Raw genomic sequence first — 25,193 nt, 5'->3', positions numbered from 1 at the left:
TTGTCAAATCGAGCGGAGTCGAGATTTTTTTTATGTTTTGAAATGAAAAGGCTTCGACTTCGCTCAGCCTGACAACGTCAAGATGCTTATTAACTTTACAGATTCGCCTGAATACTTTTCGCCAAAGCTTCAAATTCTTCTTTTGAAAGTGATACTTTATTATGAAAACGCATTTCATCCATTTCGTTTAAAGGAATCAAATGAACGTGTGCGTGAGGAACTTCTAAACCAACAACTGCCATTCCGATTCTTTTGCAGGGAACCGTTTTTTCTAAAGCAATTGCAATTTTCTTAGAAAACTTCATTAATCCCAAATACAATTCATCTTCCATATCAAAAATCTTATTGATTTCTTGTTTTGGAATACAAAGTGTGTGTCCTTTTGCATTTGGATTTACATCTAAAAAAGCCAGATAATTATCATCTTCGGCAATTTTATAAGCTGGAATTTCTCCGTTTACTATTTTGGTAAATATGCTCATTGTGTAATCGTTAATTTGGTGAATTGTTTAATCGGTTAACCGATTAAACAAATAAACGGTTAAACTTTTAAAAAATTTAGTCTCTTGTAATTTCTAATATTTCGAATTTCAAAACTCCATTTGGCACTGTAATTTCAGCTACTTCACCAACTGATTTTCCAAGTAAACCTTTTCCAATAGGAGACGTTACCGAAATTTTTCCGGTTTTCAAATCAGCTTCACTTTCGGCAACAAGCGTATATTTCATTTCCATTCCGTTGCCTTGGTTTTTAATTTTTACATTAGAAAGCACCAATGCTTTTGAAACATCTAATTGCGATTCGTCTATTAATCTTGCATTTGAATATACTTCTTCCAGTTTATTAATTCTCATTTCTAATAAACCTTGTGCTTCTTTAGCGGCATCGTATTCTGCATTTTCAGATAAATCACCTTTGTCTCTCGCCTCTGCTATATCCTGAGATGCCTTTGGTCGCATTACACTTTTTAAGTGCTCCAACTCATCTTTTAGTTTTTTTAATCCTTCTGCTGTATAATAAGATACTTTACTCATAACTTCATCGTTTATATAAATACAAAAAATCCCATCGGGACGGGATTTTGTATTACAAATATACTATAATTTTTTATAGTACATAATTATATGTTAATCATATAGAATTCAAATCTAAATAATTTAATTTTGTTTCACTAATACTATTAAAAATAATGAAAAAAATCTGGCTGTTTATCGTATTTACCTGTGTGCTTTTATCTTGTAGTGATAATAATAAGACCAATAACAATCCTAATATTCCAAATTATTCGGTAAATGCTTATCTAAATACGAATTTACCATCATACAATAATCTTTTATATATCAGCAGCCCTGTTTACGTAGCAAATTATGGTGCAAAAGGCATCATTGTAATGAAAACCGGCGAAGGAACTTATACCGCATTTGATGCTGCATGTCCTAATCAGCCTCTAGTATCTTGCGCCGCTATGACAATTGATGGTATTTATGCTGTTTGTTCCTGCGATAAAACATCTTACAATTTATTTACAGGACTTGGCGGTCAGGAATATCCAATGAAACAATATCGAACTGAATTATCCGGAACATCTGTTCATGTTTATAACTAACAAAAAAAGCCTGAAAATTTAAAACTTTCAGGCTTTTTTGTTTCTGTTACTTTTTAGAATTTCAGTGTTAATCCAGCTAAGAAATTAATTCCTGCCTGAGGATAATAGTATGGATAAACATCGTACATATAACCGTTTGAAACATATTTTTTATCCAGAAAATTATTTACCAAACCGGTAATCATTATCGATTTGAAAATAGTTTTTGGTTTTATTTCAAATGAAACATTTAAATCGTTTACAAAATAATCTGCCAGTTTAGCATCCGGCAACTCTATATTATTCATGTATTGTTCGCCAACATATTTTTGCAGTAATGAAATATGTAAATTCTCAATTGGACTGTAAACTATAATATTTCCTGCAATTATTTCCGGTGAATAAGCGATAGATGTAGTTCCGTAGTTTTGTCCTTCAACAGCCAAATCAACATTTTTATTACTGCTTAAAGTAAAGTTTGGACGCAGCATAAATTTTTCTGAAAGCTTAATTGTCGCATCAGCTTCAAAACCTAAACGGTAACTTTTTTCACTGTTTGAACGAATCGGAGATCCAACATCGTCTAATGTTCCGGTTAAAATCAACTGATCTTTGTACGCCATATAATAAAAGTTCGAATTCAATTGAAACTTCTCTGAATTGAATCTCCAACCTAATTCAAAATCATTCAATTTTTCAGGTTTTACATTTCCGCCTTCATAATCGGTTCTGTTTGGTTCACGATTGGCTCTTGCGTATGAAAAGTAAAGGGTGTTTTTTTGATTGATTTCGTAATTCAAACCAGCTTTTGGATTAAAGAAATTGAAATTATCATCAACCACACCAGTTTCGATACTATTGGCTTTATATTTTACATTTCGGTATTGCAAATCACCATAAAAACTCAACTTTTCTGTGAATTGATAATTGACTTTCGCGAAAACATTTCCGTCTGTTTTTGTCGAAAAATCATCATAATAATGATCTCCCAATTCTGATTGTGAAGCGTATCTTGACCAGATTACTTTACCGTAATGATCGCCTTCATATTTGTTCCAGCCGCCGCCAAAAATAGCGTCAAATTTTTCATCTTTATATTTTACAGAAAATGTAGTTCCGTAAAAATCATTATCCAACCATTTTTGGCGAATTAAATCAGTTGTAGTTATTGCTCCAACCGGTAGCAAACCATATTCAGCCATATCTGCATCTTCCTGATAATTTTCGTAATAGCCTTTTCCTTTTGTGTAATGAAGAGCCAAATTCGTGCTCCATTTATCAGACCATGATTCACTCCAATGCAATTGATAATGATCTTGTTGGTAATTATCGGTTTCATTATTATAGAAACGAACATTTCCAGCTTCATCAGTATACATTCCTGCAGAGTTAAAAGTACGATCGCTATTTAGGGTTTCTGCATCAATTCCGTTCCAGGATTGGTATGTTTTTTCAGTTCCGCCAAAAACCAATGCTTTAATCAAAGTGGTTTTACCAACATAACTTCCCTGCAGGAAATAGGATTTTAAATCAGAACTTCCACGATCAATATAACCATCTGATTTAAGTCTGGACAAACGTCCGGCCAATTCAAAATGATCATTTAATAAACCTGTACTAAATTTTACTGTGTTTTTTTGAGAATTAAAACTTCCGTATGAGCTTGAAATTTCGCCATTTGCTTTAGATGCATAATTATCTGTAAGCATATTTAAACTGGCACCAAAAGCAGCAGAACCGTTTGTTGACGTTCCTACACCGCGCTGTAATTGTAAACTTTCTACAGATGAGGCAAAATCCGGCATGTTTACCCAAAATGTTCCCTGACTTTCGGCATCATTATACGGAATTCCGTTTATGGTAACATTAACTCTCGTTGCATCACTTCCGCGGACTCTGATTCCGGTATAACCAAAACCATTTCCTGCATCAGAAGTTGTAACAACAGAAGGCAAATAGTTCATTAAAATTGGAATATCCTGACCAAGATTTCTGTATTTAATATCTTTTTTATCCAGATTACTAAACGTAACCGGCGTTTTTGCAGTAACACGAACGGCAGAAACCAAAACATTATCAAGCTGATTGACTTGGGTTGAATCTTGTTCTTGCGCAAAAGAGAACAGAGAATAGAATAAAGAGAATAGAAGAAAAAAAATAGATTTTTGGCTCAACTTTGAACCTTTGTAACTTTGCAACTTTGTACCTGTAAAAGTACCTTCAAAAAATGTTTTCATCCGTAAAAAATTACGAATAAAAGGGGGAATTATTCTTTTGTTAAATTAATAAATGTGTTTCACGACAAAATAGTGTATACGCTAAAATTGTCGTTTATTTCCCTTAGCAACATTACTCGCTCAGGTTCTTTGGGTATGATCTCAGCTCGTTATTTAGAGCACCCCTTTGAGACGGGACAAAAGTAATGCTAAAAATATCAAAAATCAAAAGACAATAGCAAAAATCAATTACAATTACAAAAAACTGAAATTGTAATTTAATCTAAATTAGGTTTTCTGCGAGATTGCTTTATTTCAGAAATATTCTTTTTGTCCTTGATTCGCTTTTTGATAACTGATTTTGGAATCTTGGTTGCCTTGCGGACTTTAGGAACAAATAATCCTTTTTTTATGATTTCGAGAAAACGTTTTACAACAATATCTTTATTTTTAAGCTGACTTCGATCTTCATCACAATTTAAAATCAGAATATTTTCTGTCGTTAATCTGGCTGCAATATTGGTCTGTAAAAGCAATTTTTCTTCTTCAGATAAAGCCTGAGAAGTATTCAAATCAAAAGTCAGAACCACTTTTGAAGAAACTTTGTTTACATTTTGTCCGCCTGCGCCACTGCTACGAACAGCTTTAAAACTTAATTCTGATATTATTTTTTCTATATCCATTATTGTGGCTGATGAGCTGGTTTTAATAAATCATTTACTGTTTTTACCGGATTAAAAGTAATCAACGGAACAGCAACAAAAATAGTCAGCCAATTTGCCATTGCACCGTTCCATAATCCAGGCAACTCATAACTTTTAACTATTTTTCCGTCAACACTTTTCTCTACAATAAATCCTGTTTTATGATCTACAAATTGAGTTAGATCAAACTTTTGATTTTTATAGTTTTTAATTCCGCAAACTAAATCAACCGGATTAAAATGCGTCGCTTCCGCTAAAATTTGAAGTTGCTTTTTATTCGTTAAATCTACTTGGGAAGTCTCTACAATTTGAAGTGAAACTACTCCTTTTTCATTCATAACCCAAAAAGGTCCGCCTCCCGGTTCTCCTTCATTTTTTACCATTCCACAAACGCGAATTGGTCGATCAAGCAGTTCTTTGATTTTAATAATTTTATTATCAAACGTAAATTTATTAAAATCATTTGTCACATTAATGTTTAAGTGCTCTTTTAAAAACTGAACAATTTCAATAATATGATTTTCGCCGATTTCCTGTTTTTCGATGGCTTTTAAATAACCAAAAACCTGCTGTTGAATTTTAATTAAAATACCTGCGAGTCCCTTTTTATATAATGTAATTTTATCAATATGATTTTGAATCACGTTATCAATATTCTTTATAAAAATAACATCTGAATCCAGTGCGTTCAGATTTTCAATTAATGCACCGTGTCCTCCCGGTCTAAAAACCAATTCTGCGTTTTTGTTCCGAACAAATTTATTATTAATATCTACCGTTATAGAATCTGTACTTTTATTTTGATAAGAATATCCAATATTAATTTTAGTACCGGACTCTTTTTCTATTTTATCCTGAACCAAATCAATCGCCTTTTCAAATTGAGTCTGATGAATTTCTGAAACCGTAAAATGCAGGTTTGATATTTGACCAGATGTGGCATAATGTACACACTCGTTCAAATGTTCTTCTATAGGATTTGCAATATGAGTTTGATATAAATGAAATGGCAAAACGGCTTTTGGCTTGTTTGCAAAATCAAAATAATCAGGTGATAATAATAGTTTTATGAAATAATAATTTTTGTAATCTCTCTCTAAAGTTTCAAAATCAGGATAAACTTCTCTTAGTTTTTTATCTAAAGCTTCAAAAAAAGGAAACTTATTCATCGCCACTATAAAAATAGACAAATCACTATCTTTTTTTCTGTTTATATAGGCATTTATAGTTTCTTTCTGAATATCAAAATCATTCAAAAAAGTGCTCAAAAACTTAAACATTCGGCTTGCTGCACCAGAAGCGGGAACAAATTTCTTTAATTTTAATTTCGATTTCTGAAGATCAAAAAAAATGGCATTTGCTTCAAAATCATTTTCTGTTAAATCTAAAATTCCGTTGTTAATTGTTGCCGGACTTATTAAATTACTTTTCGAAATTCCGTTTTTAAAAATTTCTAATTGCTTCAAAATAGTATCAATAGAAATTCCGTGATTGTAAATTTCCACAAAATCAGAAGATGAAAATCCGCGTTCTTTGGCAATTGTCAAATTATCAATAATGGCTGTTGCTTTTGCAAGACGGCTTTCTTTATCTCCCGAAAGGGTAATAAATGGCTTTTTATTATCGATTAAAGTTTGTTTAAAAACCGAAAAAACGGTTTCTCTTCCTTCTGCCTTATCTCTAATATCATCTTTTTCCCAAGGAACATCAATATCCGTCAGGAAAAACAAATCGTATTCATGTTCTAAGGCAGCTTCATTTAAAAGAGCATCACAAAAACCATAATACATCTCAGAAAAAACTTTGGTAACCATTAAATTGGTATCACAAAACAGGTATTTTTTAGCCGAAGAAAGTTTTTCGTTTTCTAATGCAACCTGTCCGTAAGCAATTGGAAGCATATCATCGGCCACACAAATATGCTGGTTTTCCTCCCATTTTTTTTGCAGATAATCACGTGCAAACTCAGGAACCCATTCTGTATTATAATATGAAGCAAGCTGTTTTGCCAAAGTTGTTTTGCCTGTACTTTCAGGACCAAACAAAGCAATTTTTATTATAGCTGTTTTTTGCTGTCTAAGATTTTTTTCCATTCTAAATAAGCTGAAATAGCTAAAATTGTAAAAATTAAATACTGAAGTGACAGCATCCCTAAGCCGCGATAAGCATAAAGAGGCACTACAATAATATCACCAATAATCCAAAGTGTCCAGTTTTCGATTTTTTTTCTGGCCATGTACCACATTCCTGCAAAAAATATCCCCGAAGAAATCATATCGACATAATTGTCATTTTTGATTTCGTAATCGAAATATTTATAAATGCCGAAAACTACAAAAACGGTTACAAAAAACAATATTATACCAATTATTTTTTCATTATTATTAGTCCTTGTAATGGGCAAATTGTCTTCGACAGTTCCTCCTTTTGCCCAAACATACCAACCATAAATACTCATTACCGAAAAATAAGCATTAATAATCATATCACCAATATAACCGGCGACGTATAAAAGGTAAACAGAAATTACCGTAGCAATTAAACCCGTTGGGTATACCCAGATATTTTCTTTTTTTGCAAACCAAACGCTTAAAATTCCGAAAACAAAAACCAAGGACTCTAAAACAATATGCCACAAAGGAGCATTTTTATAACTATCGAGAAAAAAATCAATCATTGGGGCTGTTGTTTTTGGTTCGTATTGTAATCTTTATTATGATTCGAAAAAATGACTGTTATTTTCAAAAGCTGTTCCTATTACTACTAAATCAGCACCTGCATTATAGGCTTTTTGAATTCCGTGCAAATCTACAATTCCTCCACCAACAATTATAGGAATTTTAATATTTTGAGAAATTAACTCAATCATTTCCAACGGAACTGCTTTCTTCGCGCCGCTTCCTGCTTCAAGATAAATTAATTTGTTGCCCAGCATTTCTCCGGCTTGCGCAGTTGCTAAAACCAAGTCGAGATTATCCCTGTTTAGCGGCTGTGTTTTACTTACCCGTGCTACAGCTGTCTCATTCCCGCTTTCTATTAAAATATATCCTGTTGAGATTACTTCCAAATTCATTTTTTTAAGAATTGGCGCCGCCTGAACCTGATATTCTATTAAATAATCCGGATTTCTTCCTGATAATAAAGACAAAAACAAAATAGCATCTGCCTGAGGTGAAATTTGCGACGGATCTCCCGGAAATAATACAACGGGCAAATTTGTTTTTTGTTTTAATTGAGCAATTAACTCTTCTAAAATGGTTGCTTGTACAATGCTTCCGCCAACAAAAATGTGTGTGGCCGGTGATTGATTTATCTTCAGCAATAAAATTTCTAAGTTTTCTAAAGCAATTTTATCCGGATCTAAAAGAATGGCAAGTAGTTTTTGTCCATTGCTTTTAGCTTGAATAATTTGCTGGTAAATGTTGGGTATTTTTTGTTGCATAATCGCCGTAAAAGTAAAAGTTTTTTAATGTAGAAGAACAATTTTGAATGAATTATATTTGCATGAAGTTTTTTTACAATTCAAAAAACAAAATTATGATTGCTACTGAATTATTAGAAAAATATGGTGCTTCGAAGAAGTTTTTTGACAAAACAGCTATCATTTTTGAAGACGGAAATTTACCCGCATATTACTATCAAATTGTTTCCGGAGAAGTAAAAATGAGCAATTATAATGATGATGGAAGGGAGTTTATTCAGGGAATATTCTATAAAAACCAATCTTTTGGTGAACCGCCTTTATTCTTAAACCAAAATTATCCGGCTAATGCGATTGCGGTTGAAGATGCTGAAATACTGCTGCTTCCTAAAAATAATTTCATGAAATTATTAGAAGAAAATCCAACTGTAAGTATTAAAATAATCGAAAACTTAGCGCAGCGATTGTATTACAAATCAGTTATGGCAGCAGAAATGTCTACGCAGGAACCGGAACATCGCGTTTTAAAATTAATGGATCACGGAATTGCTTATTTCAATTTTAAAAAAGACGAAAATGGCTATCTCATTAATTTTACACGACAACAAATTGGAGATTTAACGGGTTTGCGTGTCGAAACCGTTATTAGAACTATTAAAGCCCTGGAAAAGAAAGGTGTTTTGAAGATTATTAACAGAAAAGTATACCGATAAAAAAGTTCTTGTTTTATGATTTTAGTCATAAAACAGTGGCGTAAAGTGCATGTACCTTTGTTAATATAAAAACGAAATACCATGACACTTTATCAAACAACATTCGAAAATTTCAATAAAAATTATATTGGTTCTGCAACAATGGCTGTAATTGGCCAAAGCTGTTTAGGTGCAGCTGCAGCAATGTATATTCTTTCACACGGAACATCAATTGGGCAAATGATACAACTCGCCATTATTGTTTTGGCATGTATTTTTGTAAACACTTCTATTTTGGCACAAATGAAACATAAACTGGTTTTTAACCTCATCATTACAAGTGCTTTTTTGAGTGTTTTATTTATATTCCTTAACAGTTTTGTATTATGAAAAAACAAATAGAAAATAGAGCTGATGTTTCTTTTTTAGTGCATCAGTTCTATGCTAAAATAAGAGCTGACGCTGAAATTGGTTTTTATTTTAATACGATGATAAAAGACTGGGACGCACATCTGGAAAAGCTGACGGATTTTTGGGAAACCAATTTGTTTGCCGTAAAAAAATACAAAGGCAATCCGCATGCGGTGCATAATAAAGTAGATGCACATTTTAACGGTCAAATTACTTCAAATGAATTTGGAATCTGGCTTAATTACTGGTTTCAGACTTTAGAAGAACATTTTGAAGGCGAAAATGTAGAAACACTAAAACGTCGAGCCAGAAAAATGGGAACTTTTTTGTTTTTGAGTATGTTTGAACATCGTAAGAAGATGGCTGAAAACACTTTAGACCATTTAAACTAAGCTGCCATTGCGAGGAACGAAGCAATCCCACTTGCTAAATCGATTGTTAGTGGGATTGCTTCGTTCCTCGCAATGACACGATTGTGGTTGTTTTTCTGAAAACTGCCACTGAAAACTGCCACTGAAAACTGAGACTAAAAACTATTTCTCAAAAGCATAAACCAAAGTAAATTTTTCGTCAAAATTATCTGACTTGATTTCCTTGTAATGCACATCAAAATCTTTAATCAGGTTGTCAAAATGAAGGCTCGCTCCGGTTTGATTTTCGTTTAACGAGAAATCTTCAACCCGAATATGATCTTTAAAACTGATGCCTTTTTCATTTCTGATTTTAAAAATCGCTTCTTTTGCTCCCCAAATTACAGTGAGCTTTTTAATATATTCTTCTAAACCATTTGGATTTAAATAATTGAATTCTGTATCGACAAATTTATCGGCAATACGAAGGATTTTTTCGCGCTGTAATTCCATATCTATTCCAACAGTTTCATGGCTGATTATAATTGCTGCAAAATTGTGCGAATGCGTAATCGAAATATAATTATGGCAATCAAAATAAGGTTTCCCAAATTCATCATAATGTAAATCCTGATCTGTAAAACCCATTTCCTGAATCAACATGCGAACACTCAAAAAAGCGCGTTGATGCATTTGAGATTTCATTCCGTTTAGTCTTCGCTGCGTTTTTTCTTTTAAAACTACTTTGCTCAATAACTCTTCAAAAGATTCTGTTATTTCCCAAATTAAAAGTTTGGTCGTTTCGTTGCATTGTATGGTTTGAAATAGAGGCATTGGTTTCTAATTATGAATTATTTCTTAATTGTAAAATGTAAATAGTGAGATGTAATGCAATTTAAAAATCTCTCTGGTGTTCTAGCCCTGATGGGAGCGACATCCTTTTTCTGGCTTCTTTAGCCAGGAAAAGATATAGCGGACAGCAGGAAATAGCTCCTCACTTTCAATACCTTCTTGTAGCAAGTAAATTATTTAGCTAAAATTCAAAAGATTAAGAAATTAAACATTTCACAAATCTTACAGAAGATAGTCAAAATTAAAAAGCTATTCCGTAAATTTGCAAAAATTTTACAATTACAAATATACTATAAATGAGTACTACAACTACGCCTTTTGTGGCTTTCAAAGTAAAAGACATCTCTCTAGCGGCTTGGGGAAGAAAAGAAATTGAATTAGCTGAAGCTGAAATGCCAGGTTTAATGGCTCTTCGCGCTGAATATAAAGACGAACAACCTCTTAAAGGTGCTCGTATTGCAGGATGTTTACACATGACGATCCAGACTGCAGTTTTGATCGAAACTTTAATCGCTCTTGGTGCAGAAGTTACTTGGTCTTCTTGTAACATTTTCTCTACTCAGGATCAGGCTGCTGCTGCTATTGCTGCTGCAGGAATTCAGGTTTATGCATGGAAAGGTCTTGATGAGCAATCATTTGACTGGTGTATTGAGCAAACTTTATTCTTTGGTGAAGACAGAAAACCATTGAACATGATCTTGGATGACGGTGGAGATTTAACTAATATGGTTATTGACCGTTTCCCTGAATTGGTTCCTGGAATTAAAGGATTGTCTGAAGAAACTACAACTGGAGTTCACAGACTTTACGAAAGAGTAAAAGCCGGAACTTTACCAATGCCTGCAATCAACATTAACGATTCTGTTACTAAATCTAAATTTGATAACAAATACGGTTGTAAAGAATCTGCTGTAGATGCTGTACGTCGTGCAACTGACTTAATGTTAGCTGGAAAAAGAGTTATCGTTTGCGGATACGGTGATGTTGGAAAAGGAACTGCTGCTTCTTTCAGAGGTGCAGGATCTATTGTAACAGTTACTGAAATTGACCCAATTTGTGCTTTACAAGCTGCAATGGACGGTTATGAAGTTAAAAAGTTAAACACTGTAATTGCTAATGCTGATATCATAATTACAACTACTGGAAATAAAGATATCGTTCTTGGAAGTCATTTCGAACAAATGAAAGACAAAACTGTTGTTTGTAACATTGGTCACTTTGATAACGAAATTGATATGGCTTGGTTGAACAAAAACCACGGTGCATCAAAAATCGAAATCAAACCACAAGTTGACAAATATACTATCGCTGGAAAAGATATCATCATTCTTGCTGAAGGTCGTTTGGTAAACCTTGGTTGTGCTACAGGTCACCCAAGTTTTGTAATGAGTAACTCATTTACAAACCAAACTCTTGCTCAAATCGAATTATGGAAAAACAGCGCTGCTTACAACAATGACGTTTATATGTTACCAAAACATTTAGATGAAAAAGTTGCTGCTTTGCACTTGGCTAAATTAGGAGTTGAATTGGAAACTTTACGTGACGATCAGGCTGCTTATATTGGTGTTCCGGTTGAAGGTCCATTCAAACCAGAATACTACAGATACTAAAATAAATTTTAGATTTAAGATTGTAGTCCCGAAGCTTCGGGATTAGATTTTTTATACCTTTTCAAACCCGACAAGTTTTAAAAACCTGTCGGGTTTTGTTTTTTAATTTCTTTTTCAAAAGCATTATATTTACTGGAAATACTTTTCATGAAGCGACTTATTCTTTTCTATATAGTTCTTTTTATAAAATGTACTTTATTTGCTCAAAATAAAGATACCTGGGTTTCATTTTGGGATAAAGATTCTACACATATCGGTTTTAAAGATAAAAACGGCAACATCAAAATTGCACCCAAATTTATGGGTTTAACTTCCGCCAATAAATTTGATGATATCATAGTAGTTTCAGAAGAAGAAAAAGACAATTGGAAAAGCTATTATTTAACCAAAACCGGAAAAATAGTTGGGCGCGATAGTTTGTATATTTTCGATAATGGTCCTGATTGTGAAAATGAAGGTTTTATTCGTTTTAAAGATTATAAAACAGACAAAATGGGTTTGTTTAATGGAGACGGGAAAATCGTGATTCCAGCTGAATATAGCGACTTAACAAGAGTTAGAAACGGAATGATTATCGCTTTAAAGGGTTCCGAAAAAATAAAAGATCCGGGCGGAGATGAACATTTTAGCTGGGCGGGCGGAAAAGAATTTCTTATCGACACAAACAACCAAATTCTAATAGAAAATTTCGGTTATAATGACGAATTGAATTTTTATTCTTTAGAAAAATCAAAAGAGAAAAATCAGGATCCGATAAGAGATAATTTTCTTGGAACTGATGGACAATATTACTCGTTTATAAATTTTGATAAAGAATTTAAATCATGGTTAAAAAATAGTTTGCTTGCTGATTTATCCAAAGACAATTTATTGAAACACTCTTACGATAAAATCACGTATTGGAAAGAACAAGAAGAAAACGGATGGATCTGTAAACCAAAAGCCGATTTTATGAAACTAAATTACAAACGCATAAAAGCCAAATTACTAGAGCTAAAACAGGCTAATTGCAAATATGATATTTCCTCAGAAAGTTTAAACCGCTTTATTTATGAGGCCGAAGAGTATGATTCATATTTTGATAATTGCCGTCAGCCTAAAGACTGGATTAATCCTTTGAAAAATATTATTATTTCTCCTCAGAATAAAAATGATTTCGGACAAGATCATTTTGAATTTTTAAGAACGGAGAATGGATATAAACTAATAAGTGTTTCATTAAGAAAAGAAGAATTTAAATAAAATTATATTGAAATTGTTTCAGGTTTCAAGTTTCAGGTTTCAGGTTCTACAGCAACTTGAAACTTGAATAATAACACAAAAAAATTGCGCAAGTTTCGGATTTTATACCCGCAAAAACCAGTCGATATTTGCATTATAAAATTGAACGAAAATGAACACACAGGAAAACATCAATTATAACCGAATTGCCGATGCAATCGATTATATCAAAGTCAACTTTAAGGAACAACCCAACTTAGATGAGGTTGCCGAAAAAGTGCATTTAAGTCCGTTTCACTTTCAGCGCTTGTTTACCGAATGGGCAGGAACAAGTCCGAAGAAGTTTTTGCAATATATCAGTGTCGAACACGCCAAAAAAGTTCTCAAAGAAAATGATAAAGCTACATTGTTTGATGCTGCTTTTGATACCGGATTATCGGGAACAAGCCGTTTGCATGATTTGTTTGTAAACATCGAAGGAATGACTCCGGCGGAATATAAAAATGGCGGTAAAAACTTAGAAATTAATTTCAACTTTGCCGAAAGTCCGTTTGGGAATATTATCGTTGCTTCGACCACTAAAGGCGTTTGTTTTATGGCTTTCGCCGAAGATGAAGAAACCGGATTTGAAAATTTAAAACACAAATTCCCGAATGCTGCATTCTCCAGAAAACTGGATTTATCGCAACAAAATGCTTTATTTATTTTCCAAAATGACTGGAGTAAATTATCTGAAATCAAACTGCATTTAAAAGGAACGGATTTTCAATTGAAGGTTTGGGAAACTTTGCTAAAAATCCCAATGGGGCAGCTTTCTACTTATGGAACAATTGCACAACAAATTGAGAAACCAAATGCTTCAAGAGCTGTTGGAACGGCAATTGGCAGTAATCCTGTCGCTTTTTTAATTCCGTGTCATCGCGTAATCCAATCTTCGGGAACCTTTGGCGGTTATATGTGGGGAAACACTCGTAAAACAGCTATTATTGGCTGGGAAGGAGCCCAAATAAACCCATAAAAAAATCTCAATCTAAAATTATTATGCAAAATATACAATCAAAAATTGCTTCTCTTAATTGGGAAAGCATCACCGAATCTATGCACGAAAATGGGTTCGCCATTATCCCGAATGTACTCAATAACGAACAATGTGAAGACTTAAAATTCGATTATGATAATCCAACTTTATATCGAAAAACAGTTGTTATGGAGCGTTATCGATTTGGTTTGGGCGAATACAAATACTTTAATTATCCGTTGCCTGATTTGATTCAGACAATCCGGACTTCTATTTATCCTAAACTTGCGCCAATTGCAAATGCCTGGATGAAAGCGCTGAATATAAACATCGCTTTTCCTGAAACACATGAAAAACTACTCGAACAATGTCACGCCAATAATCAGCTAAAAGCAACAGTTTTGATTTTAAAATATGGCAAAAGCGGCTTTAATACTTTGCATCAGGATTTATATGGCGATGTTTATTTCCCCATTCAAATTGTGCTTTTTCTAAACAAACCGGATGAAGATTTTACCGGCGGCGAATTTGTTTTAACGCAACAAACGCCCAGAGCGCAATCTAAAGCAATTGTTTTGAAACCTAAAAAAGGTGATATTTTGATTTTTACAACAAATTTTAGACCTGTAAAAGGAACAAAAGGGTATTATCGCGTAAACATGAAACATGGCGTTAGTGAGATTCATTCCGGAGAGCGACATACATTAGGAATTATTTTTCATGATGCGTTGAATTAAGGTTCAGAGGTGCAAAGTTGCAAAGATATGTGCTCACAAAAAAACCTCTGAACTTTTGTCCCTCTGAACCTTTGTAACTTTAAAAAACATGATTCAACATCTAGAAATTTCAGATTTAAATCTCCGAAATAAAATTAAAAATACGGAAATTTGCTTTGGTGGAAACCGAAAACTAAAAATCTACGGAACTTTAAAATGCTCTTCGGGTAAAAGAATGAAACGAGAAAATCGGGTTTTCTTTTTATCTGAAAGCGAAGCAAGACAAAATGGTTTCAGACCTTGCGGACATTGTATGAAAACCGAATATCAAAACTGGAAAAATGGACTTATTTAATCCCGAAACTGACGAAACGACAAATCTGCTTCCTAAAGACGGAACTGTAAATTATTACGGGAAACTATTTTCCAGAGAACAATCTAATCATTATTTAGATGTGCTTTTAAATACTATTGAATGGAAAAATGATGAAGCCATTATCTTCGGAAAATTAATTCTTACGAAACGAAAAGTGGCTTGGTATGGCGATTCGGGTTTTGAATATACGTATTCGAATACCACTAAAAAGGCACTTCCGTGGACAAAGGAATTACTTGAATTAAAAGCTGTTATTGAACAAGAAACAGGCGAAAGATTCAATTCTTGCTTACTTAATTTATATCATTCCGGCGATGAAGGGATGGCGTGGCACAGCGATGCTGAAAAGGATTTGAAAAAGAATGGCGCAATTGGGTCGGTAAGTTTTGGTGCGGAAAGAAAGTTTGCTTTCAAACATAAAGAAACCAAAGAAACGGTTTCTTTAATCTTAGAACACGGCAGTTTATTGGTGATGAAAGATACTACGCAAACGCATTGGCTACATCGTTTACCACCGACCAAAACAACATCAAAACCCAGAGTAAACCTGACTTTTAGAACTATTGTTGAGTAAACTCATATTACTAAACCCGACAGGTTTTTGAAACCTGTCGGGTCTCTGTTGACTATGTTTTACCAGCCTTGATTCAATCCGTTTTTAAGGACTTCTTCGTATTTATCTTTATCAAAAGTATATAAATTTGGAGCTTTATGTGCGACGTTGCTTTTCTTTTCGTCGAGTTTTGTCAGGATTCCGATATTGGTTATTTTTCGGAGAAAATTTCTTCTGTCCAGCTTTTTGTCCAGAATTGTTTCATATAATTTCTGGAGTTCCGGAATCGTAAATTTCTCGGGTAATAAGTTATATCCAACCGGCATTAAATTAAGTTCAATTCGTAAAGTATCCAATGCTTTATCGAGAATTTCTTTATGATCTAAAATAAGTTTCGGCACTTCTTTATGGTCAATCCATTCTATGATTTCGTCTTTATTTACAGGTTTCGGAATTGTTTTTAAAAAGTCAACCAACGCATAATAGCCAATTGTTACAAAGCGTTGTGTAAGCCATTTTCCTTTTGATTCTTCAATCTTTAAATATTCTAAAACTTCTTCGCTAAAATGCTGATCGTTGCGTTTTATTTTTCCAAAAGTGGCAAATTGTCTCAAAAAGATCCCTTCTACGCCTGTTCTTTCATTTAAAACAGTCACAGCTGCCGTGTCAATATCCTGATCTATAGGTATAAATCCTCCGGGCAATGACCATGTATCCTGATGCGGAATTTTGATTAATAATACTTTTAACTGATTATCATGAAAACCAAAAATCACGCAATCTATCGAAAGTCCGGGTTGATAATTTTGATTATTTTCTATAATGTCTTTTAACATTTAATTTTAATTAATTACAACTTTCATTTTAGATTGGCTCTGCAATTTAATTCATTTTTATAAAACCGAGGCATTTTTCTCAGATTCAAGTTTATCAGATCTTAAAAAAACGGCTTCAAATAAATAAGTGTTAAAATCACAATTTTTACTTAAAAATATAAAACAAATTAAAAAAATAAGTACATTGCGTCATAATAACACATTAAAATCGTAACTTGTTGTTTTTTCAACAAAAGACACAAAAAAAAGGTAATTACTAAGGAAATTTATGTAATTGATCGTTTTATTGTTACAAATCTGTAACAAAACATGAAAGTAGTAGTCTGTTATATTAGGAAAGTTAAATTGATTTAATATGAGCATTTCAAATCTGGAAAAACTGAACAAGAAGCTTATGAAGAGAATATACTCTTCTTTTGGATTAGTATCAAAAAATGATCTTTTAGAAGCTTCTATAAAATATAGTGAAGAGCAGGAGAAAATTTTCAATCAAATGATTGTTGAAACTGAGGCAAAAGATAAAAAAGCAAAACGCGAGGCTTTTGATAAAGCGTTATATGCATCGTATAAAGGAATTGGCGCTATGGATTTTATAAACACGGTCTTGAAATAATTCAGAAACGCTTATAAAATCCATAACGCCAATTTTAATTGACTTCTGTTTATTGTACTAATTCAAAGTCAGATCTTAATTTAATATCGGCAGACGAAGTTCCAATCATTACTTCAAAATCTCCCGGTTCTGCATTCCATTCTAATTTATCATTGTAGAAAGAAAGTTTTTCTTTGTCAATTGTAAATTCAATTGTTTTCGATTCTCCTGCATTTAATTTTACTTTTTGAAAATCTCTTAATTCTAAAACCGGTCGAACTACAGATCCAAATTTGTCTTTTAAATACAATTGTACTACTTCTTCTCCGGCTACTTTTCCAATATTTGCTAATTGAAATGAAACTTTAATGGTTTCGTTGCTTTTTATTTTAGTCGAAGATAATTTCAAATCTTTATAACCAAATTGTGTATAACTCAATCCGTATCCGAAAGGAAATTTAGGTGAGTTTTTTAAATCGATATAAGCTGAAACGTAGTTTTTTGAGTCTTCATCTTTTGCCGGTCTTCCGGTACTGAAATGGTTGTAATAAATTGGCACTTGCCCAACTTCTCTCGGGAATGTCATTGGCAATTTTCCAGACGGATTATAATCTCCAAATAAAACATTCGCGATTGCATTTCCTGCTTCTGTACCTAACCACCACGTATATACAATTGCCGGAACGTTATCTGCTGTCCAGTTAAAAATAAGAGGTCTTCCTGCGTTTACCAAAACTACAACCGGTTTTCCTGTTGCCTGAATTGCTTTTACTAAATCTTCCTGAACGCCCGGTAAATGTAGATCGCTTCGGCTTTTTGCTTCACCGCTCATATCGCGTCTTTCACCAATACTTAAAATAACAATATCGGCTTGTTTTGCAGTTGCAACGGCTTCTGCAAAACCATCTTTATTATCTCCGTCTACTTCACAGCCTTTTGCATAAAGCAATTTGGTGTTTTTGCCGACTTTATTTTGTAAACCATCCCATTGTGAAACGACCCATTTATCATAATTAACGTCCGGTAATTCTACAGACCAAAATCCCATATTGGCTTTGTATTCTTTTACCATTGGTCCAATAAATGCGATTGTTTTTACATTTTTAGAGATTGGCAATGTTTGGTTATCATTCTTTAATAAAACGATACTTTTTTGAGCTACTTCAAGCGCTGCTTTTCTGTTTTCAGGATTACTCAGGGTTTTTTCGGCTCTTTTTTCATCTGAATATCGGTATGGATCATCAAATAATCCTAATTCATATTTTTTACGAAGAATACGTTTTACAGCATCATCAATTAAATCGATAGAAACTTTACCTTCTTTTACTAATTCGGCTAAATTATAACGGTACGCATTACTTTCCATATCCATATCACTTCCGGCTGTAATGGCAGAAAGTGCTGCAGCTTTAAGATCTTTTGAATATCCGTGTGCTACCATTTCGCCAATAGAACCCCAATCTGAAACTACGAATCCCTGAAAGTTCCATTTTCCTTTTAAAATATCGCGTTGTAAATGTGCATTTCCTGTAGCCGGAATTCCGTTTAAATCATTGAATGAGTTCATAAAAGTTGCTGCACCTGCATCAAGAGCGGCTTTAAATGGCGGTAAATACGTTTCGAACAACATGCGTTCGCTCATATCTACGGAGTTATAATCTCGTCCGCCAACTCCTGCGCCATACGCTGCAAAGTGTTTTACGCACGCCATAACGGAGTTTAAATCTCCTAATTTATTTCCCTGAAATCCTTTTACTCTGGCGTAAGCTATTTTAGAACCTAAGTAGGTATCTTCTCCGGCGCCTTCCATTACGCGTCCCCAACGTGGGTCACGACCAATATCTACCATTGGTGCAAATGTCCAGTGAATTCCGCTTGCAGATGCTTCTGTAGCCGCAACTCTGGCTGCTAATTCAATGGCTTGCAAATCCCAGCTCGCTGCTTCGGCCAACGGGATTGGAAATGTTGTTTTGTATCCGTGAATTACGTCCTGACCAAATAACAACGGGATTTTTAAGCGTGATTGCATCGCCAATTCCTGATATTGTCTGGTGTATTTTGTTCCGATGATATTCAACATCGAACCAACTAAACCTGCTTTTATCTCCGCTTGTTTGTTTGGGTTTATGGTGATTGGTCCTGTTGCAGAGTTATCTCCGGTATATTGATTTAACTGACCTATTTTTTCTTCAATGGTCATTTTTTTCAATAAAGCATTTACTTTCTGATCGATTGTTTCTTGTTGAGCGATCGCAAAAAACGACACCATCAACAAGGCAAATGTGGTTAATTTCTTCATGAATTTAATTTTGATTACCAAACGTAAGTTGCCACTGCACCAGCGTTTAAGGTAGTTGAAATTTGTTTTTGATTGTATTTTATATTGAATGATTCTGCTGAAGTTCCGTCGTTTTCGACAATTAAAACGATTTGTCCTGATGGCGTTTTAAAAGCAACATTGTGTAAATTACCTGCAATATTACTTTCGATTCTAACAGATCCTTCAGGAACAAATTTAGAAGCATGACCTATAATATAATATCCTACTTCTCTTTTAATATTTTGTGCCTGATCGATCATTAATGCGCCTTTACAGGTCGAACATCCGCCTGGCGTAAATGGTTTGTAATATTCGTCATTTGCCAATCCCCACGAAAGCGCGTTTACGCTCCAGTTACGCATTGAACCAATTACAACATTTTTTACGCTCCATTTTAAATCAGATTCGAAACTGCTTTTTGATCCTGTATATTGTTCTGTAAAATATAAATCTTTGTTTGGATATGCATTGTGAACTGTTGATAATGCACTAATATCTCCTTCGTATAAATGGAATGCTGAACCGGCAACAAATGGCAATGCTTTCGGATCGTTTAAAATCGTTAAAGGATATTCCGGTTTGTTGCAATTGTGATCGTAAACCACAATTTTGGTTCTAATATTCGCTTTGGCGAATGCCGGACCTAAATTGTTTTTAATAAATTCCGCTTGTTGTTCTGCAAGCATCAATAAACTTGGGTTATTTCCCGGATGCAATGGTTCGTTTTGTGGCGTTATCGCATCAATTACAATTCCCTGTGCTTTCATTGCCTGAATATATTTTACAAAATATTCGGCATAAACCTGATAATATTTTGGCTGTAAACTTCCTCCTTTTGAGCTTCCGTTGTCTTTCATCCAAACTGGCGGTGACCACGGCGAACCCATAATTTTTATTTTAGGATTTATCGCTAAAATTTCTTTTAACAAGGGCACAACATCTTTAAGATCTGGTCCCAGATTAAAATGTTCCAGTTTTAAATCTGTCTGGCCTTCCGGCATATCATCATACGAAAAAACACTTTCATTTAAATCAGAAGCTCCAATGCTAATTCGAAGATAACTCAACCCAATTGCATCTTCTTTTCTGGAAAACAATTCCTGAAGCAATGCTTCTTTTTTTGCTTTATCCAATTTTAAAATTGCCTGAGCGCTTCCTCCCGTTAATGAAAATCCGAAACCTTCGATGGTTTGAAATTTCTGAGAAGGATTTACTTCAATAGTCTGGTTTGCGTTGGTTTGTGTATTAAAAATCAAATCATTTTGCTTTTGAAGTTTTGAAGTCTCGTCGGTTGTTGTAATCCACGATTCTGCTTTACCGGAAGCTGATGCTGAATTTTTTGAAGTTCCACATTTTATCTGAACTGCAATTAGCGGCAATAAAAGTAAAATCTGAAGTTTTTTGTTGATGTTTTTCATTTTTAATGTATTTCTATTAAAACGGGCAAATGATCCGATGGATATTTTAAATCTTTTGAATCACTTAATACTGCATGTTTTTGAACTGTTAACCCGCTATTTTTAGAAATAAAAATATAATCTAATAATAGTGTTACCGGCTTATTATGTTCAAAATCATTAAAAGTTCCGTATGGGCCAAAAGGTTTTTCTACTGAAACATCTTTCGTATCATTCATTACTTTTTTTATTTCGGCAATTTGAGGCGTATCGGGTTCTGAATTAAAATCTCCCATCAGAAAAACGGGATAATTTTTAGTATTGAACTCTTTTATTTTCGAAAGCACTAATTGTACTCCTTTTACTCTTGCCTCGTTTCCAACATGGTCGAGATGCAGGTTAAAAACCCAAAAAAACTTTTTTGTTTTTAAATCTTTAAAAAGAGCCGACGTACAGACTCTGTTACAAGCAGCATCCCAACCTCTGGAAACTACATTAGGGTTTTCCGACAACCAAAATGTATTTATTTTATCAACCTGAAAACGATCTTTTTTATAGTAAATCGTACAGGCTTCTCCTTCTCCTTTTTCTTCTCGTCCAATTCCAAATTTGTTATACTCAGACAAAGCCGAAGCTATATCAATAACCTGATTTGGAAGTGCTTCCTGAATACCAAAAATATCAGGACTGTAAAACTTTATTTGCGATGTGAAAAAATATTTTCTGTTTGCCCAGGCATTTTCTCCATCTGAAGCAACATCTAAACGAATATTATAGGTCATCATTTTTAAATTCTGACCATAGAATGAACCACTAACAAAAATTAGGATTACGACTAAATAAAACGCATTTACTTTTTTCATTTTTAAAAATTTTAATTCGGTAAAGCTACCATTTCATTAGCCTTAAAGAAAAAAATTAACTCCAAAAATAATGTTAATTAAAAATTCAACTATAGTCAATATTAAAGACAACATGTGTATACGGTTTAAAATTTTATTCAATAAAATAATTCTACCAACATTTAATCTGCCAACATTTAACTCCTACGGAGTATGGTTTTATTTTTTAGGTTGACTTTTTTTGGCTTCAGAGAATTCTAAATAATTCAAATTGAAACCTCCTTTATCAAAAACTACTTTGATTTTATTTGTTCCTTTTTTTAATTCAATTCCTGATAAAACAATTGTTTCCCATTTGTCATTATTTCCTGTTTTTGAAAGCGAAATTGGTTCTGATTTTTTGCCATTTTCAATCTCTAAATGAAGTTTGCCTTCTGCTTCGCCAGAATAACGAATTGCTACATTGTATACGCCACTTTTTGCAGCTTCAATGGTGTATTGCAGCCATTCTCCATCTTCAATAAAAGAAACCTGATAACCGTTTGAGCCTGAATCTTTGCAGGGTAAAATGTCGACACCATCATTTCGCATCGTATTGCCTTTATTCCATTGATCAAATTTTCCGGTTTCGACTCTGTAATTCACAAAATCTTTGTCTGAATATGCTTTTTCATTCGTTCCTAAATCATAATGCGTTGCCGCAATTTTTCCCGGAATTCTGTGTTTTTTATACGGTTTTGTATCATTCGTCTGCACTTGTCTGAACATGGCATCAATTACATCCGGTTTTACGGTTACATTTTCCATTTTGTAATTATCCGCCATTTTCATCAATGCTTTTTTAGCAAAATCTTCCGATGGTTTTTCTCCGCCGTCTTTCCAGTATTTTAGTAAAACATCATACTCCGGAATTTTGGTTACAGAAGTTACTCCGGCAATATTTTCAATTTTTTTCATTGGCCAAAAAGCCCATCCAATATTGTTGGTTTCTACTAATGTCAAGGCATCTTTAAACCAAACATTTGAGTTTTCTCCACTTTCTCCCAACCAGATCGGAACGTTGTATTGCTGTCTGTAATCGAGCATTTTCTGGATAGAAGCTGTTGTATTGTAATTCCAGTATTTATGAAAACTCAACGCCATATTTTCATCCCATAAAGGAAAAATTCCTTTGTAATTATTTCCCCAGCAATTTCCTTCAATAAAAATTAAATGGTTTGTATCGACTTCACGAATTGCTTTTGTCACCTGAACCATCAAGTCTCTTAAAGGTCCGTTTGAGTTTTCGTCGCAGCCATTTTTATTGGTTCCGGTAAAATTCCAGTTTGGTTCGTTGATAATATCGTAAGCCCCAATCCATGGATTGTCTCTGTATCTCGAAGCCAGTTTTTTCCAAAGTGCAATCATTTTTTTCTGATTGGCATCACTTTGCCATAAGGATGGTTTTGTAGTGTCGTAATCAGAAATTGCAGCATCATTTCCCTGACCTCCGGGCGTTGCATGCAAATCCAGAATAAGGTAAATTTTATTCTCGGCACACCATTTTACCAAATTATCTGTCATGGTAAAACCTTCTTCAATCCAGGTTATTTCACCATTTTTTTCCTGCTCAATTGGCGGTGTATATAAATTGTAATGCATTGGTAATCGAATGGAATTAAATCCCCATTTTGCCAGCGAATCAACGTCTCGTTTTGTAATTCCGTTTGCTTTATAGGCTGCATAAAATTCTTTGGTTCCTTCTTCGCCAATTACGTCCTGAATTTTTTGTTTTATCATATATTGCGGACTTGCAAAAGGCTGTGTTTGTAACATATAGCCTTCCTGAACCATCCAGCCCCCAACGCCTAATCCTCTTAATATTATATTTTTTCCGTTTCCATCAACAATTTTCTGTCCGTCTCTGTGTAAAAAACCTTGTCCGAAAACTGTAATTGAAACTAATAGCTGTACTGTTATAATTATTTTTTTCATCTGAAAAGTAATTTATTCTATCTTTTTATTTCCATATATAAGTGCCAACGGCTCCGGCATCCAGCGTTATGGCTACCCATTTGCCATTGTATTTAATATTGAAGGTTTCGTTTGCCGATCCGTCATTTTCAACAATTAATACTTTTGAGCCTGATGGTGTTAAGAATGCAACGTTCTGTAAATTTCCGCTGGTGTTACTTGCAATTCTAACAGAACCTGCCGGAACAAATTTTGACGCATGGGCAATGATATAATACGCCACGTTGCGCTGAAAATTATCGCTTGAAGTTATGGTTATCGCGCCTTTGCAAGTCGTACAGCCGCCTTGTGTATGTGGCTGAAAAGACGCGTTATTGGCTAAATTCCATTCTAAAGCATTTCTGCTGAAATTTCTCATTGAGCCAATAATGACATTTTTAAGATGCCATTTTAAATCTCCTCCAAAGTCTCCGGTTGATGCTGTAAATTGTTCTGTGAAATAGATGTTTTTTGTTGGATAAGCATTATATACATCTGAAAGTGCACTGATATTTCCCGCATATAAATGAAAAGCCGATCCGTCTACAAAAGGAAATGCAGCGGCATCTGCTAAAATTTCTTTCGGATAATTTGCGTTGTCACAATTGTGGTCGTAAGCAATAATTTTTGTGGTGATATTGGCTGTTTTGAAAGCCGGACCTAAATTATTTTTAATAAAGTTTGCCTGTTCTCCTGCAGACATATACATGCTTGGATTATTTCCGTCGTGCAAAGGTTCATTTTGAGGCGTTACGGCATCAATTGTAATTCCTTCTGTTTTCATTTGCTGAATATATTTTACAAAATATTTAGCGTAAACATCATAATATTGGGTGTTTAGTTTTCCTCCAACAAAGCTGTTTTTATCTTTCATCCAAAGTGGCGCTGACCACGGTGTTGCCAGGATTAAAATTTTAGGATTAATGGCTAAAATTTCTTTTAATACTGCAATTAAATTTTTGTCTTTTTCTAAACTAAATTTAGCAAGATCTAAATCAGTTTCTCCGGTTGCAAGGTCATTATAAGTAAAAGTATCTGCGCTTAAATCTGAAGCTCCAATACTGATTCTGATATAACTTATTCCTATTGAATTTTCGGCAGAGCCAAATAATTCCTGTAAAAGTGCTGTTCTTTTTGTTGTATTTAACTGGTTGATTACATCTACACTTCCTCCTGTTAACGTATATCCAAAACCGTCGACTGTCTGGTATTTTTGAGAAGCGTCTACTTCTATATTTGAAAACGTATTAGTTGTTGTTCCAAATCCTATTACTCCGCTTTGCTTTGCCAATAAAACGCTTTGATCTCCTTTTGTTAACCAAAAATCAACATCATTTGTAACGGTAACGGGCGGCGATACCGGAGGATTTTCAACAGTATCGTTGGATGAGGAGCATTTTACCTGAGTAAATACTGCTGCCGCAAAAAACAATACTTGTATGGCATTTTTAAGATTTGGTTTCATTTTTATAGTTTTTTAGTTTG

The 25,193-nt window shown here is 33.9% G+C and carries 25 protein-coding genes; 11 read left to right on the top strand and 14 right to left on the bottom strand.

Features of this window, described 5'->3' with window-relative positions; genetic code table 11:
* Positions 1-95: 95 nt before the first annotated feature.
* Complete coding sequence (locus tag OLM54_RS19325) at positions 96-482, bottom strand: HIT family protein (protein WP_264536177.1); 387 nt, start codon at positions 480-482, stop codon at positions 96-98.
* Positions 483-558: 76 nt separating this feature from the next.
* Positions 559-1,035, bottom strand: a complete 477-nt coding sequence (gene greA / locus OLM54_RS19320; RefSeq protein WP_264536176.1) for a transcription elongation factor GreA — start codon at positions 1,033-1,035, stop codon at positions 559-561.
* Between the two features lie 155 nt (positions 1,036-1,190).
* Here greA and OLM54_RS19315 point away from each other — a divergent pair, with 155 nt between their 5' ends.
* Complete coding sequence (locus OLM54_RS19315) at positions 1,191-1,607, top strand: hypothetical protein (RefSeq protein ID WP_264536175.1); 417 nt, start codon at positions 1,191-1,193, stop codon at positions 1,605-1,607.
* 53 nt (positions 1,608-1,660) lie between these two features.
* Here the strand turns inward: OLM54_RS19315 and OLM54_RS19310 are convergent, their stop codons facing one another.
* The 5 genes from OLM54_RS19310 to OLM54_RS19290 all read right to left on the bottom strand — a co-directional run bounded on the left by OLM54_RS19310 (position 1,661) and on the right by OLM54_RS19290 (position 7,948).
* Positions 1,661-3,823 carry a TonB-dependent receptor gene (locus OLM54_RS19310; RefSeq protein WP_264536174.1) on the bottom strand — a complete coding sequence of 721 codons (2,163 nt, stop codon included), beginning with the start codon at positions 3,821-3,823 and terminating at the stop codon, positions 1,661-1,663.
* 257 nt (positions 3,824-4,080) lie between these two features.
* Positions 4,081-4,485 (bottom strand): alternative ribosome rescue aminoacyl-tRNA hydrolase ArfB, encoded by a 405-nt coding sequence (gene arfB, locus OLM54_RS19305; protein WP_264536173.1) that lies wholly within the window; start codon positions 4,483-4,485, stop codon positions 4,081-4,083.
* Complete coding sequence (locus OLM54_RS19300; RefSeq protein ID WP_264536172.1) at positions 4,485-6,599, bottom strand: DUF4301 family protein; 2,115 nt, start codon at positions 6,597-6,599, stop codon at positions 4,485-4,487. Before OLM54_RS19300 ends, arfB begins: the two co-directional genes overlap by 1 nt.
* The gene (gene pnuC / locus OLM54_RS19295; RefSeq protein ID WP_264536171.1) at positions 6,563-7,183 is read right to left on the bottom strand and encodes a nicotinamide riboside transporter PnuC; all 621 of its coding nucleotides are present in this window, start codon (positions 7,181-7,183) and stop codon (positions 6,563-6,565) included. The genes OLM54_RS19300 and pnuC overlap by 37 nt, the downstream gene beginning before the upstream one ends.
* A 36-nt stretch (positions 7,184-7,219) precedes the next feature.
* Positions 7,220-7,948, bottom strand: coding sequence for a geranylgeranylglyceryl/heptaprenylglyceryl phosphate synthase (locus OLM54_RS19290; protein WP_264536170.1), 729 nt, complete (start codon positions 7,946-7,948; stop codon positions 7,220-7,222).
* A gap of 95 nt (positions 7,949-8,043) precedes the next feature.
* Here OLM54_RS19290 and OLM54_RS19285 point away from each other — a divergent pair, with 95 nt between their 5' ends.
* The 3 genes from OLM54_RS19285 to OLM54_RS19275 all read left to right on the top strand — a co-directional run bounded on the left by OLM54_RS19285 (position 8,044) and on the right by OLM54_RS19275 (position 9,422).
* Positions 8,044-8,640: a Crp/Fnr family transcriptional regulator gene (locus OLM54_RS19285; RefSeq protein WP_264536169.1), complete on the top strand. Its 597-nt coding sequence runs from the start codon at positions 8,044-8,046 to the stop codon at positions 8,638-8,640.
* Between the two features lie 81 nt (positions 8,641-8,721).
* Positions 8,722-9,009, top strand: coding sequence for a hypothetical protein (locus tag OLM54_RS19280; RefSeq protein WP_264536168.1), 288 nt, complete (start codon positions 8,722-8,724; stop codon positions 9,007-9,009).
* A complete protein-coding gene (locus OLM54_RS19275) occupies positions 9,006-9,422 on the top strand; it encodes a group III truncated hemoglobin (RefSeq protein WP_264536167.1) in 417 nt (138 codons plus the stop codon). Before OLM54_RS19280 ends, OLM54_RS19275 begins: the two co-directional genes overlap by 4 nt.
* Positions 9,423-9,563: 141 nt before the next feature.
* On the opposite strand, the gene OLM54_RS19270 is transcribed toward OLM54_RS19275, so the two are convergent.
* A complete protein-coding gene (locus OLM54_RS19270; RefSeq protein ID WP_264536166.1) occupies positions 9,564-10,214 on the bottom strand; it encodes a 4'-phosphopantetheinyl transferase family protein in 651 nt (216 codons plus the stop codon).
* 314 nt (positions 10,215-10,528) lie between these two features.
* On the opposite strand from OLM54_RS19270, the gene ahcY reads away from it, so the two are divergent.
* The 6 genes from ahcY to OLM54_RS19240 all read left to right on the top strand — a co-directional run bounded on the left by ahcY (position 10,529) and on the right by OLM54_RS19240 (position 15,750).
* Positions 10,529-11,845, top strand: a complete 1,317-nt coding sequence (ahcY, locus tag OLM54_RS19265) for an adenosylhomocysteinase (RefSeq protein WP_154781500.1) — start codon at positions 10,529-10,531, stop codon at positions 11,843-11,845.
* 147 nt (positions 11,846-11,992) lie between these two features.
* Positions 11,993-13,087, top strand: a complete 1,095-nt coding sequence (locus OLM54_RS19260) for a WG repeat-containing protein (protein WP_264536165.1) — start codon at positions 11,993-11,995, stop codon at positions 13,085-13,087.
* Between the two features lie 151 nt (positions 13,088-13,238).
* The gene (locus OLM54_RS19255) at positions 13,239-14,084 is read left to right on the top strand and encodes a methylated-DNA--[protein]-cysteine S-methyltransferase (protein ID WP_264536164.1); all 846 of its coding nucleotides are present in this window, start codon (positions 13,239-13,241) and stop codon (positions 14,082-14,084) included.
* A gap of 23 nt (positions 14,085-14,107) precedes the next feature.
* Positions 14,108-14,821 (top strand): 2OG-Fe(II) oxygenase, encoded by a 714-nt coding sequence (locus tag OLM54_RS19250; RefSeq protein ID WP_264536163.1) that lies wholly within the window; start codon positions 14,108-14,110, stop codon positions 14,819-14,821.
* A gap of 88 nt (positions 14,822-14,909) precedes the next feature.
* On the top strand, positions 14,910-15,155 hold the full coding sequence (locus OLM54_RS19245) for an Ada metal-binding domain-containing protein (protein ID WP_264536162.1): 246 nt from the start codon (positions 14,910-14,912) through the stop codon (positions 15,153-15,155).
* Positions 15,142-15,750 carry an alpha-ketoglutarate-dependent dioxygenase AlkB family protein gene (locus OLM54_RS19240; protein WP_264536161.1) on the top strand — a complete coding sequence of 203 codons (609 nt, stop codon included), beginning with the start codon at positions 15,142-15,144 and terminating at the stop codon, positions 15,748-15,750. Before OLM54_RS19245 ends, OLM54_RS19240 begins: the two co-directional genes overlap by 14 nt.
* Positions 15,751-15,809: 59 nt before the next feature.
* Here OLM54_RS19240 and OLM54_RS19235 read toward each other — a convergent pair whose 3' ends face one another.
* Positions 15,810-16,565: an NUDIX hydrolase gene (locus OLM54_RS19235; RefSeq protein ID WP_264536160.1), complete on the bottom strand. Its 756-nt coding sequence runs from the start codon at positions 16,563-16,565 to the stop codon at positions 15,810-15,812.
* 394 nt (positions 16,566-16,959) lie between these two features.
* On the opposite strand from OLM54_RS19235, the gene OLM54_RS19230 reads away from it, so the two are divergent.
* Complete coding sequence (locus tag OLM54_RS19230; RefSeq protein WP_264536159.1) at positions 16,960-17,178, top strand: hypothetical protein; 219 nt, start codon at positions 16,960-16,962, stop codon at positions 17,176-17,178.
* Between the two features lie 49 nt (positions 17,179-17,227).
* Here OLM54_RS19230 and OLM54_RS19225 read toward each other — a convergent pair whose 3' ends face one another.
* From OLM54_RS19225 to OLM54_RS19205, 5 genes are all read right to left on the bottom strand, one after another.
* Complete coding sequence (locus tag OLM54_RS19225; RefSeq protein WP_264536158.1) at positions 17,228-19,456, bottom strand: glycoside hydrolase family 3 N-terminal domain-containing protein; 2,229 nt, start codon at positions 19,454-19,456, stop codon at positions 17,228-17,230.
* Between the two features lie 14 nt (positions 19,457-19,470).
* Entirely contained in the window at positions 19,471-20,895 is a 1,425-nt protein-coding gene (locus OLM54_RS19220; protein WP_264536157.1) for a glycoside hydrolase family 30 protein, read from the bottom strand.
* A 2-nt stretch (positions 20,896-20,897) separates the two neighbouring features.
* A complete protein-coding gene (locus OLM54_RS19215) occupies positions 20,898-21,737 on the bottom strand; it encodes an endonuclease/exonuclease/phosphatase family protein (protein ID WP_264536156.1) in 840 nt (279 codons plus the stop codon).
* Positions 21,738-21,935: 198 nt separating this feature from the next.
* Positions 21,936-23,690, bottom strand: a complete 1,755-nt coding sequence (locus OLM54_RS19210) for a cellulase family glycosylhydrolase (RefSeq protein ID WP_264536155.1) — start codon at positions 23,688-23,690, stop codon at positions 21,936-21,938.
* A 25-nt stretch (positions 23,691-23,715) separates the two neighbouring features.
* On the bottom strand, positions 23,716-25,173 hold the full coding sequence (locus tag OLM54_RS19205) for a glycoside hydrolase family 30 protein (RefSeq protein WP_264536154.1): 1,458 nt from the start codon (positions 25,171-25,173) through the stop codon (positions 23,716-23,718).
* Positions 25,174-25,193: the final 20 nt, after the last annotated feature.

Source organism: Flavobacterium sp. N1736 (assembly GCF_025947065.1).
Classification (GTDB): domain Bacteria; phylum Bacteroidota; class Bacteroidia; order Flavobacteriales; family Flavobacteriaceae; genus Flavobacterium.
The sequence above is the reverse complement of the archived record's forward strand: the minus strand, read 5'-3'. Positions and strand labels throughout refer to the sequence as shown.